Origin of the sequence: Actinosynnema pretiosum (assembly GCF_024171695.1) — a bacterium.
In the GTDB taxonomy this organism is placed as follows: domain Bacteria; phylum Actinomycetota; class Actinomycetes; order Mycobacteriales; family Pseudonocardiaceae; genus Actinosynnema; species Actinosynnema pretiosum.
The window spans coordinates 238944-253355 of sequence record NZ_JAMTCF010000004.1 but is presented as its reverse complement, the minus strand read 5'-3'; the positions used below and the strand labels follow the sequence as shown (position 1 = coordinate 253355).

The following is a 14412-nucleotide window of genomic DNA, read 5'->3' as shown; positions in this document are numbered from 1 at the left end:
GGGTGAAGGCGCACAGCGCCGCGCACGTGGCCTTGAACGGGACGCTGTTCCGCAGCGACCACCGCCACGGCGAGACCGGCATGAACCGGCACAAGCAGGTCATCGACGCCTGGTATTCAGGTAAGACCCGATGCCACGGCGGCGTGATCACCGCAGTCACCAACCCCGGCGGCTTACCGATCCAGGTCGGTCCCGTGGAGCCGGGGCAGGTGCACGACCCGGCTGTCGACCGACGCCACCTGCCTGGCCCTGGCCCGAGTGGCTGCCGGGCTCGACCTGCCCACCTTTGCCGAACAGGGATATTTCAATGCCGGGCACGGGGGTGATCACCCCGAATCGCACCCCACGCAGGTGCTAGGCCGAACCCGAGTTGAGCGTGTGCCAGAAATCCACGACCTGCTCCTACGCCGCCTGCGTGGGCAGGGCGAACGCGGGTTCACGTTGTTGGTCGGACGGTGGAACGCATTGCGCCCGTGCCACCGCAAGCACCGCAAACCCACCCTCATCGTCACCGCCGCACTGGCCTGCGCCCACTGTGAACACGGCTGGAGCACCGACCAGACACCTTGCTTGTGACCACCTCACCTGTTGTGGCGGTATGAGCAGTCCACTTGGCTGAGAGACCCCACCAATGTGGAATCTGCGGTCGCTTTCAAGAGCCGCCCACCGGCACCTCAGCGGTAGCACCCCCAGGGGGCGTGGCCAGGCCCGCGCATGGGACTACGGTCAGCGTTCGCTGTCCATGTGGGCCAGCATCTGTTCCGGGTAGCGGGCGCCCGCCACCTCCTGCGGCGGGACCGCCGACTCGATCTCGGCCAGGTCCGCCTCCGTCAGGTGGACGTCCGGCGCGGCCAGGGCCTCGGCCAGGCGGGTTCGGGTGCGGGCTCCCACCAGGGGGATCACGTCCTCGCCCCTGGACAGGGTCCAGGCGATCGCCAACTGGGCCACGGTGGCGCCCTTAGACTCGGCCACCGCGCGCAGGGCCTCCACCAGGGCCAGGTTCTTCGCCAGGTTGTCGCCCTGGAAGCGGGGGCTGTGGGTGCGGAAGTCGGCCTGGGTCGTTTCGCGGGTGGGGTTCCAGTGGCCGGACAGGAGGCCCCTGCCCAGGACGCCGTACGCGGTGACGCCGATGCCCAGCTCCCTGGCCGTGGGCAGGATCTCCGCCTCCGGGCCCCTGGACAGCAGGGAGTACTCGATCTGGAGGTCCACGATCGGGTGGACGGCGTGGGCCTTGCGGAGGGTTTCCGCGCCCACCTCGGACAGGCCGATGTGGCGCACCCTGCCCTTGCGGACCTCCTCCGCGACGGCGCCCACGGTCTCCTCGATCGGCACGTTCGGGTCGAGCCGGGCCGGGCGGTAGACGTCGATGTGGTCCACGCCCAGGCGCTGGAGGCTGTACGCCAGGTAGTTCGCCACGGCCTCCGGCCTGCCGTCGTTGCCGTGCCAGCCGCCGTCCGGGTCGCGGAAGGCGCCGAACTTGACGCTCAGCAGCACGTCCTCGCGGCGCCTTCCGCGCAGCGCGTCGCGGATCAGCAGCTCGTTCGCGCCCATGCCGTAGAAGTCGCCGGTGTCCAGCAGGGTCACGCCCGCGTCGAGCGCGGCGTGGATGGTGGCCACGCCCTCGCGCTCGTCCGGCGGGCCGTACATGTCGGACATGCCCATGCAGCCCAGGCCCAGCGGGTACGTGGACGGTCCGGTGCTGCCCAGCTTGCGTGAAGGGGTCATGGGGAGAGTATGGGGTAGTGGGCTGACAGATTTCAACATCTGTCAGCCCACTTTTTTTGGTTTCACTCCACGGGGTTACGAGGCGGCGAGAACTCCCAGCTCAGCGGCCAGGTCGCCGCGCTCCCCCACCCGTACGCCGGACAACCCGAGCCACCCCGCCATGCACCTCAGCTCCGCCGCCAGCTCCACGGCCACCCGCCCGCGCTCCACCCCCGGCTCCGCGTACGAGCCCTGCACCAGCAGCACCCCCGCCGCCCGGTCCGCCTTCAGGTCGACCCGCGCGACCAGCCGCCCGTCCAGCAGGAACGGGAACACGTAGTACCCGTGCACCCGCTTCGCCTCCGGCACGTAGATCTCGATGCGGTACCGGAACCCGAAGATCCGCTCGGTGCGCGCCCGCTCCCACACCAGCGGGTCGAACGGGCACAGCAGCGCCCGACCCGCCACCTTCCTGGGCGTCACCGCGCCCACGTGCCGGTACGCGGGCGCCGCCCAGCCCTCCACCGCCACCGGCTCCAGCTCCCCCGCCTCGACCAGCTCGGCCACCGCCTGCCTGCTGCGCGCGGGCGGCAGCCGGTAGTAGTCCCGGAGCTCGGTCTCGGTCCCCACGCCCAGCGCGCTCGCGGCCCGCGCCACCAGCCCGCGCGCCCCCTCCTCGGGCCCGACCTGACGCCCGAGCACCTCGGCGGGCACCACCCGCTCGGTCAGGTCGTACAGCCGCTCGAACCCGCGCCGGGTCCCCGTGGCCAGCCGCCCCATCGCGAACAGGTACTCGCACATCCACTTCACCTCGGACCGGTCCCACCACGGCCCGCGCTGCCGCTTCTCCGGCCCGACCAGCGCCCGCTCGACCGCCCCGGCCCCGATCGGCCCCGACTCGGCGATCACCGCCAGGATGTCCGCCACCAGCTCGGGCGAGTCCTCGACGAGCTTGTCGTACCTGGCCCACCACCCCCTCTTCTTCGCGCCGGAGTGCACCAGCGGCCAGTCCTCCACCGGGACCAGGCTGGCCTCGTGCGCCCACGCCTCGACCAGCAGCCGGGGCTTGCGCGCGCTGGGCGCCCACGCCGCGTCGTCGAGCAACCCGACCGGGTAATCCCCCAACCTGCTGAACACGGGCATGTAGTGCGCCCGCACCGCCACGTTGACCGAGTCGAGCTGGAGCAGCTTGGTCCGGCCGAGCACCCGCTGCAGGTGCCTGCGCGTGGGCGCCGCCGGTCGGGGGTCGGCGAAGCCCTGCGCCGCCAGTGCGGTCAGGCGTGCGGTGTCCGCGCTCATCGTCTGCACCCGGCGCATCGTGCCGGCGGGGGCCGACAAATCGACCTGCGGGCTGATCACTAGGGTGCCCGGCATGGCCGAAGCAGCGGTGCGCCCCGCGACGACCGACGACGTGCCGGAGATCGCCCGCGTCCACCGCGACACCTGGCGGACCGGGTTCGCCAAGATCCTCCCCGCCGAGGTGCTGGACGGCATCGACGTCGCCGAGACCGCCGCGGTCTGGGCCGAGGCGGTGGACCGGGGCCAGGTGCTGGTGGCGGTGGAGGGCGACTGGCTCGTCGGGTTCTGCGCGGTCGGCCTGGCCCCGCCGGAGGAGCTGGCGAGCGCGGAGGGCGTCGTCCCGGACGACGCGGCCACCACGGCGCTGGTGTCGGCGCTGCTGGTCGAGCCCCGCTGGGGGCGGCGCGGGCACGGCGGCAGGCTGCTGGCCCGCGCGTGCGAGCTGCTGGTCGCGGACGGCGCGACCAGGGGCGTCGCCTGGGTCCCCGAGGCGAACCTGCCCCTGGTCTCGTTCTACGCCAAGCGCGGCTGGGGCGCGGACGGCACGGTGCGCACCTTGGACGCCTCCGGCCGCCCGGTCAGGGAGCTGCGGCTGTCCGGCTCGCCAAACCTGGACGAGGAAGTCGTTACCGGTCTGTAGTCTGGGCGTGGTGCTGGGGTGGTTGCTGCTGACTTTCGGCGTCGCGGTCGGTTCCGCGCTGATGCCGCTGATCAGCGTCGAGCTGTTCGTCATCGGGCTGGTGACGCAGCAGCCGGACATCTCGTGGTGGTGGATCGCCCTGGCCGTCGCACCCGGTCAGGTGCTGGGCAAGCTGGTGTACTTCCTGGCCGCCAGGGGCTCGCTGCACCTGCCCGCGTTCCTCAAGCCCGCCGAGCGCCCCGACCGGCCGGTGAAGCCGTGGCGGGTGAGGTGGCGGGCGCGGTTGGAGGCGGTGCGGGCGCGCTGCCACCGGCACCCGCGCTGGATGTTCGGCACGCACGCGGTCAGCTCGCTGTTCGGGCTGCCGCCGTTCATGTTCAGCACGGTCCTCGCCGGGCTGGCAGGCATGTCCACCGCGCTGTTCCTGGCCACGGGCGTGGTCGGCCGGTTCGTGCGGTTCAGCGTGCTGGCCGCCTCCCCCGCCGCCCTCGCGGGCTTCCTGCACCACTGAGCCGCCGCTGACGGGCCGCCGTCGAGCCACCGCTGCACCGGCCCGTGACAGCGCGAAGCCCCGACCGGGTCAGGATCGACCCGATCGGGGCACGAGCGCGAACTACTTCGTGGTGACGTCCTGGTACAGCCCGATGGCCGTGCGCATGGTGTCGCGCGCCCGCCCCCGGTCACCGGCCAGGTCGTAGGCCTGGGCCAGCAGGAACCACCGCCGCCAGTCCTCCGGCGCGGCCTCGACGTCGGCCTTCCGCCGGTCGAACCACTCGTCGGCGGCCTCCCGCTCGACCCGCCCGGACGGCATCCGGGGCAGCTCGGACAGGTCGGGCAGCGCGCCCTCCTCGTCCAGCTCCCGCGCCATCGCCTCGGTGGCGAACCCGAACCTCAGGTTCGACCACACCACCCAGACCCCGATCACCGGCATGATCAGCACGCCGACGCCGAGCGCGATCCCGACCGGCTCGCCGCTGCCCAGCAGCGCGATCGCGCGCCCGCCCAGCAGGACGAAGTAGACCACCAGCGCGGCGATGGCGATCATCGCCGCGGTGCGGGCCTTCACAGGTCCAGGTACTTGTCGAGTCCGACCGACAGGCCGGGGTGGTCGAACACCGACCGCACGCCCAGCAGGACGCCCGGCATGAACGAGGACCGGTGCAGCGAGTCGTGCCGCAGGGTCAGCGTCTCGCCCTCGGTGCCGAACACGACCTCCTGGTGGGCGATCATCCCGGCGATCCGCAGCGAGTGCACCCGCACCCCGTCGACCTGCGCCCCGCGCGCCCCGTCCAGCTCCTGGGTGGTGGCGTCGGGCATCGCGCCGACCCCGGCGGCCTCGCGCGCCCGCGCGATGAGCTGCGCGGTGTGCGCGGCCGTGCCCGACGGCGCGTCGGCCTTGCGCGGGTGGTGCAGCTCGATGACCTCGGCCGAGTCGTAGTACTTCGCGGCCAGCTCGGCGAACCGCATGGTCAGCACCGCGCCGATCGCGAAGTTCGGCGCGAACAGCACGCCGGTGCGCGGCTCGTCGCCGAGCCACCCGGCGATCTCGGCGAGCCTGGTCGGGTCGAGCCCGGAGGTGCCGACGACGGCGTGGACGCCGTTCTCGACGCAGAACCGGACGTTCGCCATGACCGCGTCGGGGTGGGTGAAGTCGACCGCGACCTCGACCCCGGCGTCGGTGAGCGCGGACAGCGGGTCGTCCGGGCCGAGCTCGGCCGCGACGACCAGGTCGTCCGCCGCGCCGACGGCCTTGACGACCTCGCCGCCCATCCGGCCCCGTGCCCCGATCACGCCGACCCTGATGGGGTCGGCGGCAGAACGCTGACTCAAGAGATCACCTCGTGCACCTGGTGCGGCAAGTCCTCGATCGAATCGTAGGGACCGACCACGGCGGCGGCGACGGGGCGTCGCAGCAGCTCGGCGGCCAGCTCCGCGACCTCGGCCGAGGTCACCGCGTCGACCCGCTCCAGGGTCTGCTCGACGGACAGGTAGTCGCCGTAGTTCAGCTCGCCCTTGCCGACGCGGGACATCCGGGAGCCGGTGTCCTCCAGCCCCAGCACCATCGCCCCGCGCAGCTGCCCCTTGGCCCTGGCGATCTCGGCGTCGGTGAGCCCGTTCGCCACGACCTCGGCCAGCACGTCCCGGATCACGCCCGCCACGTCGCCGAGCCGGTCGGGCTGGCAGCCCGCGTAGACCGACCACGTGCCGGTGTCCGCGTAGGACCCGACGGACGAGTACACCTGGTACGCCAGCCCGCGCCGCTCCCTGACCTCCTGGAACAGCCGCGAGCTCATGCCGCCGCCGAGCGCCGCGTTCAGCACGTTGAGCGCGAACCGCCGCTCGTCGTGCCGGTCGAGCGCCCGCACGCCCAGCATGAGGTGCGCCTGCTCGGTGTCGTCGCTGTGCAGCACCAGCCGGTCGACCGGGTCGACGCGCACCTCGCCGCCGCGCGGGGGCGCGGGCGTGCCGGGCACGTCCAGCAGCCGCTCGCCGACCCGCTCGCGGGCCAGCTCCAGCACCCGCTCGTGGTCGACGTTGCCCGCCGCCGAGAGCACCATGCTGGGCAGCGAGTAGTTGCCCCGGTAGAACGCGTACAGCGCGTCGCGGTCCATGTCCGTGATGGACTGCTCGCTGCCCAGCACGGAGCGGCCGAGCTCGTGGCCGCCCATGAGGGCTTCGAGGAACGCGTCGTGCAGCAGGTCCTCGGGGTCGTCGTCGCGCATGGCGATCTCCTCCAGGACCACACCGCGCTCGGTCTCGAAGTCGCGCGGCTCGCACAGCGCGTCGAAGACCACGTCGCACACCAGGTCGACCGCCAGCGGCAGGTCGGAGTCCAGGACGTGCGCGTAGTAGCAGGTGTGCTCCTTGGCGGTGAACGCGTTCAGCTCGCCGCCGACGGCGTCGATCTCCTCGGCGATGGCCGCCGCCGTGCGCCGCGCGGTCCCCTTGAACAGCAGGTGCTCCAGGTAGTGCGCCGCGCCCGCGACCTCGGGGGCCTCGTCGCGCGAGCCGACCTGCACCCAGAGCCCCACGGCGGCCGAGCGCGCGCCGGGGATGTGCTCGGTGATCACCCTCAGCCCGGACGGGAGCAGGGTGCGCCGCACCACCACGCCCGACGGGCTCTCCTCCAGCAGCTCGGTCACACCCCGCCCAAGCGGACGGCCGCGGTCGCCAGAGGCGCCCGCGGCCGTCCTGATGACGCGCTCGGTCACTGGTCCGAAGACTCCGAGGACTCCACCGTCTCCGCCGCCGCGGTCTCCGCGGTCGGGGCGTCGGCGGCGGCCTTGTCGGCGCCCTCCTCCTCGGCCACCAGCACCAGGCTGATCTTGCCGCGCTGGTCGATGTCCGCGATCTCGACGCGGAGCTTGTCGCCGACCTTGACGACGTCCTCGACCTTGCCGATGCGCTTGCCGTTGCCCAGCTTGGAGATGTGGATCAGGCCGTCCTTGCCCGGCAGCAGGGAGACGAACGCGCCGAACGCCGCGGTCTTGACCACGGTGCCCAGGAAGCGCTCGCCGACCTTCGGCAGCTGCGGGTTCGCGATGGCGTTGATCAGGCCGATGGCGGCCTCTGCGGACGGGCCGTCCGCCGCACCGACGTAGATCGTGCCGTCGTCCTCGATGGAGATGTCGGCGCCGGTCTGCTCGGTGATCGAGTTGATCATCTTGCCCTTGGGCCCGATGACCTCGCCGATCTTGTCGGTCGGGATCTTGACCGACGTGACGCGCGGCGCGAACGGGCTCATCTCGTCCGGGACGTCGATGGCCTCGGCCATGACCTCCAGGATCGCCAGGCGCGCGTCGCGGGCCTGGGACAGCGCCGACGCCAGGACCTCGGACGGGATGCCGTCGAGCTTGGTGTCGAGCTGGAGCGCGGTCACGAACTGCTTGGTGCCCGCGACCTTGAAGTCCATGTCGCCGAACGCGTCCTCGGCGCCGAGGATGTCGGTCAGCGCGACGTACTCGGTCTTGCCGTCGACCTCGTCGGAGACCAGGCCCATGGCGATGCCCGACACCGGCGCCTTCAGCGGGACGCCCGCGTTGAGCAGCGACATCGTGGACGCGCAGACCGAGCCCATGGACGTGGAGCCGTTGGACCCCAGCGCCTCGGAGACCTGGCGGATCGCGTACGGGAACTCGTCGCGCTTGGGCAGCACCGGCATCAGCGCCCGCTCCGCCAGCGCGCCGTGGCCGATCTCGCGGCGCTTGGGCGAGCCGACCCGACCGGTCTCACCGGTGGAGTAGGGCGGGAAGTTGTAGTGGTGCAGGTACCGCTTGTGCGTCTCCGGGGAGAGCGAGTCGATCTGCTGCTCCATGCGGAGCATGTTCAGCGTGGTGACGCCCAGGATCTGGGTCTCGCCGCGCTCGAACAGGGCCGAGCCGTGCGTCCTGGGGATGATCGCGACCTCGGCGCCGAGCGACCGGATGTCGGTCAGGCCGCGGCCGTCGATGCGGACCTTGTCGCGCAGGATGCGCTGGCGCACGAGCTTCTTGGTCAGCGAGCGGAACGCGGCGCCGACCTCCTTCTCGCGGCCCTCGAACTGCGCGGCCAGCTTCTCCAGCACCGACGCCTTGACCTCGTCGATGCGACCCTCGCGCTCCTGCTTGCCCGCGATGGTCAGCGCCTGGGCCAGGTCGCCCGCGCCCGCGGCCTCGACGGCCTCGAACGCGTCGGCCTGGTAGGCCGGGAAGGTCGGGAACTCGCCGGTCGCCTTGGCGGCGACCTGCGCGAGCTGGGCCTGCGCCTCGCACAGCACCTTGATGAACGGCTTGGAGGCCTCGAGACCGGCGGCCACGACCTCCTCGGTCGGGGCCTGGGCGCCCTCGCCGATCAGGTCGATGACCTTCTCGGTGGCCTCGGCCTCGACCATCATGATCGCGACGTCGTCACCGACGACGCGGCCGGCGACGACCATGTCGAAGACGGCCTTCTCCAGCTGCTCGTGGGTCGGGAACGCGACCCACTGGCCCTCGATCAGCGCCACGCGGACGCCGCCGATGGGGCCGGAGAACGGCAGGCCCGCGAGCTGCGTCGACGCGGACGCGGCGTTGATCGCCACGACGTCGTACAGGTCGGCCGGGTTCAGGCTCATCACCGTGATGACGACCTGGATCTCGTTGCGCAGGCCGTCCACGAAGGACGGGCGCAGCGGGCGGTCGATCAGACGGCAGGTCAGGATCGCGTCCGTGGACGGGCGGCCCTCGCGGCGGAAGAACGAGCCGGGGATGCGACCCGCGGCGTACATGCGCTCCTCGACGTCCACCGTCAGCGGGAAGAAGTCGAAGTGCTCCTTCGGCGCCTTGGAGGCGGTGGTCGCCGAGAGCAGCATGGTCTCGTCGTCCAGGTACGCGACGACGCTGCCAGCCGCCTGGCGGGCCAGGTGGCCGGTCTCGAACCGGATGGTGCGGGTGCCGAACCGACCGTTGTCGATCACGGCTGAAGTCTCGTGGACCTCGATGTCCGTCATATGCGAACTCCTCGTCTGCGGGTCGCAGCGCCCTGTGGCGCGGGATCGCGGTTCGGACGAGGCCGGTCTTCGATCGAAGTCCCCTGGTCGCTTCCTGCTCCCAGGGGGCCACTACCGAGGACCGGCGAACAGTCGTCCCGTGCGCGTGCGTGCGTCCCCACGTTGTCTACAGCGTGTGCTCTGTTGTCTTGTTCAAACTACGCCGAAGGGGAGTGACCGGCCCGGTCACTCCCCTTCGGCGCGGATCACCTGCGCAGGCCGAGGCGCTGGATCAGCGTCCGGTAGCGCGCGATGTCCGACTTCTTCAGGTAGTCGAGCAGGCGGCGGCGACGGCCGACCAGCAGCAGCAGACCACGACGCGAGTGGTGGTCGTGCTTGTGCTTCTTCAGGTGCTCGGTCAGGTCGGAGATGCGCTTGCTGAGCAGCGCGACCTGCGCCTCGGCCGAACCGGTGTCCGTGTCGTGGACGCCGTACTCGGTGAGGATGGTCTTCTTCTGCTCGGTGGTCAGTGCCACTTCGTGATGCTCCTCTATCGCCTGGAAATCGGTGCCGTGGAGCCCCGGCTGAGCGGGGTAGGCGGTACTGGCCGCCACGGACCGCAGCCAGACCCAACGTGATAGGTTACCAGCAGTTGTGGCCACTAAGCCGAAGGCGTGGCCAATTGCACCCGTTCGAGAACGGTGTAGCCCACTCCCAGCTCGCTCCGGACCAGCGCGACCTCGCTCGCGGTCCACTCCGCGCCGGTGAAGTCCAGCCTCGGGAACCGCTTGGCGCGCCGCGACCGCGCGACCGTGACGTGCGCCTGCCAGTCCGGGAGCGCGCCCGCCGCCTTGGCAAGCGGCTCCACCGCGCCCTCGACGCCGATCCACAGCACGCCGGGGAAGTGCCCGCACCCGCTGAACCGCACCGACGGCGCGGACATTCCCTCGAACGGGTCAAGCTTGCCCGCCGGGTCCGCCTCGCCGTGGAAGCACAGCGTGATGTGCCACCGCTCGGACGGGGACCAGCGCAGCTCCGGGTAGCCGGGCCGCACCTCGGCCAGCGCCCGCTCCAGCTCCGCCACCGCCTCGGGCGGCGGGAACAGGGCGGTGAACAGCCTCAACGGGCCCGGCCCGCCCTGCGCAGCAGGTCCGCCAGCGCCGGGAAGTCCTCGCCCAGCACGTCGGCCGCCTGGAACAGCTCGCGGCGGTCGGCGATCCGGCGCAGGTACGGCAGCAGCGCCGTCTCGTCGTCGGCCCCGTTGACCGGCAGCGAGTCGCGGCTCACCGTCGGCTTGGAGTCGCGCACCTCGTCCAGCGCGCGCTGGAGCGCCTCGGGCGCGCCGGTGGCCACGTCCGGGGTGAGGACCTTGCGCTCCAGCATGATCATCCGGGCGAGCACGGCCGGGTTGCCGATCTTCGCGCGCCGACCGCTCATCACCTGGCTGAGCATCGGCGCGCTGATCCCCAGCACCTCGGCGAGCTGAGCCTGGGAGACGTTGAAGGCCACCACCAGCCTGCGCACCCGGTCACCGAGGGGCTCCCCGTACCACTCCCGCTGCAGAGCGAGGTTGCGCTGGACGATCTTGTGGTCCTCCACGTTCGCTCTCGCCCTCCCGGTACCACCCGATGTCGTGAACGTATCCTGCCAAACCCGCGACCCGGACGAGACCGGTTCCGCTGACCTGGTCAGATGTCGATCAGGCGTCCGGGAGCTGGACGCGCGCGTCCGCCACGTCCCGGTGCATCTGCTCGACGAGCGCCTCGACGCCGTCGAACTTCACCATCCCGCGCAGCCGGGCGACGAAGTCGAGCGCCACGGTCTGGCCGTACAGGTCGTCGTCGAAGTCGAGCACGTACGCCTCGACCCGGCGCTCCTTGCCGGAGAAGGTGGGGTTGGTGCCCACGGACACGGCCGCGCGCATCGTCGGGTGCCCGTCGCGGACGAACCAGCAGGCGTACACGCCGTCGGCGGGCACCGCGGCGGACTCGGGCAGCGACATGTTCGCGGTGGGGAAGCCGAGGTCGCGCCCCCGGCCGTCACCGCGCACCACGACGCCCTCCAGGCGGTGCGGCCTGCCGAGCGCGGTCGCGGCGGCTGCCACGTCGCCCGCGTCGATGCACGCCCTGGTGTAGGTGGAGGAGTAGGTAACCCCGTCGTCGGACAACAGATCCGCTCCCTCGGTCACGAAACCGAACCTCTGCCCCAGCTCCCGCAGCAGCCCGACGTTGCCCGCCGCCCTGCTGCCGAAGGTGAAGTTGCGGCCCACGACGACCGCTGCCACGTGCAGCCGGTCGACGAGGACCTCGTGGACGAACTCGTCGGCGGGCATCCTGGACAGCTCGGGGGTGAAGGGCACGACGCAGAAGACGTCGACGCCCAGCGCCTCCACGAGCTCGGCGCGCCTGCGCAGGTCGGTGAGCTTGGCCGGGTGGCTGCCCGGCCGCACGACCTCGGCCGGGTGCGGGTCGAAGGTCATGACGACCGACGGCAGGCCGCGCTCGGCCGCCGTCTCCACCGCGCGCCGGATGAGGGCCTGGTGGCCGCGGTGCACGCCGTCGAACGAGCCGACGGTCAGCACGCAGCGCCCCCACCCTCCGGGGATCTGGTCCAGTCCTCGCCACCGCTGCACGGGGAGCAGCCTACGGGCAGCGGTGGCGCGCGCCGCGCGCGCTGTCCCCCGTCCGGTGATCACCGGAGGTCCGAACGGGAGCGTCGGCGGGGCGCGCGGCTCGCGGACGCGCACGTCAGCGCGGGTGATCATGGTGAGCGGTCGGGGCGCGGGCGCTCTTCGGGCTCGGGGCGCGCCGGGTGCGGGGTGACGCGCGTCATGCCCGGCGGTGCGGGGCGCGGATCACCCGAGCGGGGTCACCTGCGCGGGGCGGGTGTTGCCGGACAACGGGAACCGCGGTGACCGCGCGCAGCGGTCCGGGCGCGGGACCCCCGGAGGTGGACCGGCAGGGCGCTCCGGCCGGTCCACCGAGGACGGTGCGGCGGTCAGCCCGCGGGCGTGAGCACGACGACCGGCTTGGCCAGCTCGCCCTCGTCCTTCGCCAGCGCCACCGCGTGGCCGTCCGGGCCGAACACGCCGTAGGTGCCCTCCAGCCCGCCCGCGCGCAGGCGCTGGCCGTGCGACAGGGCGACGACCTCGCTGGGGGTGATCTCGCGGCGCGGGAACGCCGCCGACACCGAGGCGTCCAGGTCCAGCGACAGGCCGGGCGCGTCGGCGAGCTGCTCCAGCGTCCTGGCCACCCGCAGGTCGAACGGGCCGACCCTGGTGCGGCGCAGCGCGGCCAGGTGGCCGCCGACGCCGAGGTCGGCGCCCAGGTCGCGGGCCAGCGCGCGCACGTACGTGCCGGAGGAGCACTCGACCATGACGTCCAGCTCGGTCGCGTCGGCCTCGCGGCGGATCGACAGCACGTCGAACCGGTGCACGGTGACCGGGCGCGGCGGCAGCTCGACCTCCTCGCCCGCGCGGACGCGGGCGTAGGCGCGCTTGCCGTCGACCTTCACGGCGCTGACGGCGCTGGGCACCTGCTGGATGGCGCCGGTGAGCTTGGCGACGCCCGCGCGGATCGCGTCCTCGGGCACGGAGGTGGAGTCCGCCGTGGACAGCACCTCGCCCTCGGCGTCGTCGGTGGTGGTGGAGGCGCCGAGGCGGATGGTGGACAGGTAGGCCTTGCTGTCGAGCGCGAGGTGCCCGAGCAGCTTGGTGGCGCGCTCGACGCCGAGGACGAGCACGCCGGTGGCCATCGGGTCGAGCGTGCCCGCGTGGCCGACCTTGCGGGTGCCGAGGATGCGGCGCACCTTGGCGACCACGTCGTGGGAGGTCATGCCGTCGGGCTTGTCGACGACGACGAGGCCGGGCGGAACAGCGGGGCGGGGAGATGCGGACACGGCGGGACATCCTATTTGCCGCCCGCGCGCCCGCCCCGCCGGTGTGCGGGACGGGCCCTCGAACGGGTGATCAGGCGGCCAGGCGCATGTCGAAGCGGCCCCTGCGGATCTGCACGGGCACCTCCTCGCCCCGGTCCTCGGCGGCGAACACGGCGGCGCGGGCCCGGCGCCACCACACGACCGTGCGCCAGGTGCCGAGCACCAGCACGGCGGCGGCGGGCAGCAGCGCCACCCGGTAGGCCTGGGCGGGCGGCAGGGACGACATCGCGTCCAGCAGCACGCCGATGACCAGGGCCATGACCGTGATCGCGGCGAACCCGCCGACGTTCGCGACGCCGGTCGCGGTGCTCACCCGGTGCAGCGGGTTGTAGTCCCTGACCAGCGCGAACGCCACGCTCGACGCGGGACCGCCCAGCGCGAGCAGGCCGAACGCGACGGGGAGCAGCGGCTGCGGCAGCACCCCGCCCGGCCAGCCGAGCAGCACCGCCCAGGCGCCCAGCGCGACGGCCAGGTACCCGCCGACGAGCGGCATCCGCCACTCCGGGTTGCGGGCGATCACCCCGCCGAGCACCGGCCCCGAGACCAGGCCGACCACGACCATCACGCTCAGCACGGCCGACGCGCTCGCCGCGGGCATCCCCTGCGCCTCGACCAGGTACGGGTAGCCCCACAGCAGGCTCAGCAGCATGGGGGTGGACATGGTGGTGAAGTGGACCCAGAAGCCGAGCCGGGTGCCGGGCACGCGCCAGGCCTCGGCGACCTTGCGCCCGACCACGCGCAGCCGCACCCGCTCCGGTTCCGGCTGCGCCACGCCCTCCGGGGTCTCCCGCACCTTCAGCGCCACCACGGCCGCGTAACCGGCGGTGACCGCGCCCGCGACCAGGAACGTGGTCGTCCAGCCGATGCCGTCGAGCATGAGGGTCAGCGGCACGGTGGCCGCCAGGTTGCCGATCGCGCCGAGCGCCGAGGACAGCGACATCACCACGGTGAACCGGCGCGGCGGGAAGTGCGCGGCGGCCAGGCGCAGCACGCTCACCCAGGTCATGGCGTCGCCGATGCCGAGCACGGCGCGCGCGGCGAGGCCGAGCGGGTAGGAGTGCGCGAGGGCGAACAGGGACTGGCCGAGGCCCATGACGAGCGCGGCGGCGACCAGCACCCGGCGCGGCCCGAACCGGTCGACCAGCAGGCCGGTGGGGATCTGCATGGCCGCGTACAGGCCGATCTGCAGCACGGTGAACGCGCCGAGCGCGGTGGACCCGACGGCGAACCGCTCCCCCGCCTCCAGGCTGGCGACGCCCAGCGAGGTGCGGTGGAACAGGGCCGCGACGTAGACGACGACGGCGGTGGACCAGATCAGCCACGCGTGGCGCGTGGCGCGATCGACCGGCAAGACCTCACAACTCCTCGGGCGGGACGGATGTCGACA

At 72.6% G+C, this 14412-nt stretch carries 14 protein-coding genes; 2 read left to right on the top strand and 12 right to left on the bottom strand.

Translation table 11 applies throughout. The annotated features are described in order from the left end of the window. Positions 1 to 726 precede the first annotated feature (726 nt). Both LV78_RS10295 and LV78_RS10290 read right to left on the bottom strand, forming a co-directional pair. Positions 727 to 1725 carry an aldo/keto reductase gene (locus LV78_RS10295; protein WP_253844622.1) on the bottom strand — a complete coding sequence of 333 codons (999 nt, stop codon included), beginning with the start codon at positions 1723 to 1725 and terminating at the stop codon, positions 727 to 729. 75 nt (positions 1726 to 1800) lie between these two features. After that, a complete protein-coding gene (locus LV78_RS10290) occupies positions 1801 to 3021 on the bottom strand; it encodes a winged helix-turn-helix domain-containing protein (protein ID WP_301306311.1) in 1221 nt (406 codons plus the stop codon). Between the two features lie 55 nt (positions 3022 to 3076). On the opposite strand from LV78_RS10290, the gene LV78_RS10285 reads away from it, so the two are divergent. Together LV78_RS10285 and LV78_RS10280 are read left to right on the top strand one after the other, a co-directional pair. After that, positions 3077 to 3643 (top strand): GNAT family N-acetyltransferase, encoded by a 567-nt coding sequence (locus LV78_RS10285; protein WP_253844620.1) that lies wholly within the window; start codon positions 3077 to 3079, stop codon positions 3641 to 3643. Positions 3644 to 3653: 10 nt separating this feature from the next. Beyond that, a complete protein-coding gene (locus LV78_RS10280) occupies positions 3654 to 4154 on the top strand; it encodes a hypothetical protein (RefSeq protein ID WP_253844619.1) in 501 nt (166 codons plus the stop codon). Between the two features lie 102 nt (positions 4155 to 4256). On the opposite strand, the gene LV78_RS10275 is transcribed toward LV78_RS10280, so the two are convergent. The 10 genes from LV78_RS10275 to LV78_RS10230 all read right to left on the bottom strand — a co-directional run bounded on the left by LV78_RS10275 (position 4257) and on the right by LV78_RS10230 (position 14376). After that, positions 4257 to 4709, bottom strand: coding sequence for a DUF485 domain-containing protein (locus LV78_RS10275; protein ID WP_253844618.1), 453 nt, complete (start codon positions 4707 to 4709; stop codon positions 4257 to 4259). Beyond that, entirely contained in the window at positions 4706 to 5473 is a 768-nt protein-coding gene (dapB, locus tag LV78_RS10270; RefSeq protein ID WP_301306227.1) for a 4-hydroxy-tetrahydrodipicolinate reductase, read from the bottom strand. The genes LV78_RS10275 and dapB overlap by 4 nt, the downstream gene beginning before the upstream one ends. Continuing rightward, entirely contained in the window at positions 5470 to 6786 is a 1317-nt protein-coding gene (locus LV78_RS10265) for a M16 family metallopeptidase (RefSeq protein WP_372494843.1), read from the bottom strand. The genes dapB and LV78_RS10265 overlap by 4 nt, the downstream gene beginning before the upstream one ends. Before the next feature lie 65 nt (positions 6787 to 6851). Further along, a complete protein-coding gene (locus LV78_RS10260) occupies positions 6852 to 9110 on the bottom strand; it encodes a polyribonucleotide nucleotidyltransferase (RefSeq protein ID WP_253844617.1) in 2259 nt (752 codons plus the stop codon). Positions 9111 to 9355: 245 nt separating this feature from the next. Further along, on the bottom strand, positions 9356 to 9625 hold the full coding sequence (gene rpsO, locus LV78_RS10255) for a 30S ribosomal protein S15 (protein ID WP_096498046.1): 270 nt from the start codon (positions 9623 to 9625) through the stop codon (positions 9356 to 9358). Positions 9626 to 9750: 125 nt separating this feature from the next. Then, entirely contained in the window at positions 9751 to 10212 is a 462-nt protein-coding gene (locus LV78_RS10250) for a 2'-5' RNA ligase family protein (RefSeq protein ID WP_015804521.1), read from the bottom strand. Then, positions 10209 to 10688 carry a helix-turn-helix domain-containing protein gene (locus LV78_RS10245; protein ID WP_015804522.1) on the bottom strand — a complete coding sequence of 160 codons (480 nt, stop codon included), beginning with the start codon at positions 10686 to 10688 and terminating at the stop codon, positions 10209 to 10211. The genes LV78_RS10250 and LV78_RS10245 overlap by 4 nt, the downstream gene beginning before the upstream one ends. A gap of 100 nt (positions 10689 to 10788) precedes the next feature. Further along, positions 10789 to 11721, bottom strand: a complete 933-nt coding sequence (locus LV78_RS10240; RefSeq protein ID WP_253844616.1) for a bifunctional riboflavin kinase/FAD synthetase — start codon at positions 11719 to 11721, stop codon at positions 10789 to 10791. Positions 11722 to 12086: 365 nt separating this feature from the next. Next, positions 12087 to 12986 (bottom strand): tRNA pseudouridine(55) synthase TruB, encoded by a 900-nt coding sequence (truB, locus tag LV78_RS10235; protein WP_308208695.1) that lies wholly within the window; start codon positions 12984 to 12986, stop codon positions 12087 to 12089. Between the two features lie 70 nt (positions 12987 to 13056). Further along, on the bottom strand, positions 13057 to 14376 hold the full coding sequence (locus tag LV78_RS10230) for an MFS transporter (protein ID WP_253844615.1): 1320 nt from the start codon (positions 14374 to 14376) through the stop codon (positions 13057 to 13059). Between the last annotated feature and the right edge of the window lie 36 nt (positions 14377 to 14412).

Excerpts from the sequence above, each read along its gene's own strand:
- LV78_RS10295 (WP_253844622.1), bottom strand. The coding sequence starts at position 1,725 with ATGACCCCTTCACGCAAGCTGGGCAGCACCGGACCGTCCACGTACCCG.
- LV78_RS10290 (WP_301306311.1), bottom strand. The coding sequence starts at position 3,021 with ATGCGCCGGGTGCAGACGATGAGCGCGGACACCGCACGCCTGACCGCA.
- LV78_RS10285 (WP_253844620.1), top strand. The coding sequence starts at position 3,077 with ATGGCCGAAGCAGCGGTGCGCCCCGCGACGACCGACGACGTGCCGGAG.
- LV78_RS10260 (WP_253844617.1), bottom strand. The coding sequence starts at position 9,110 with ATGACGGACATCGAGGTCCACGAGACTTCAGCCGTGATCGACAACGGT.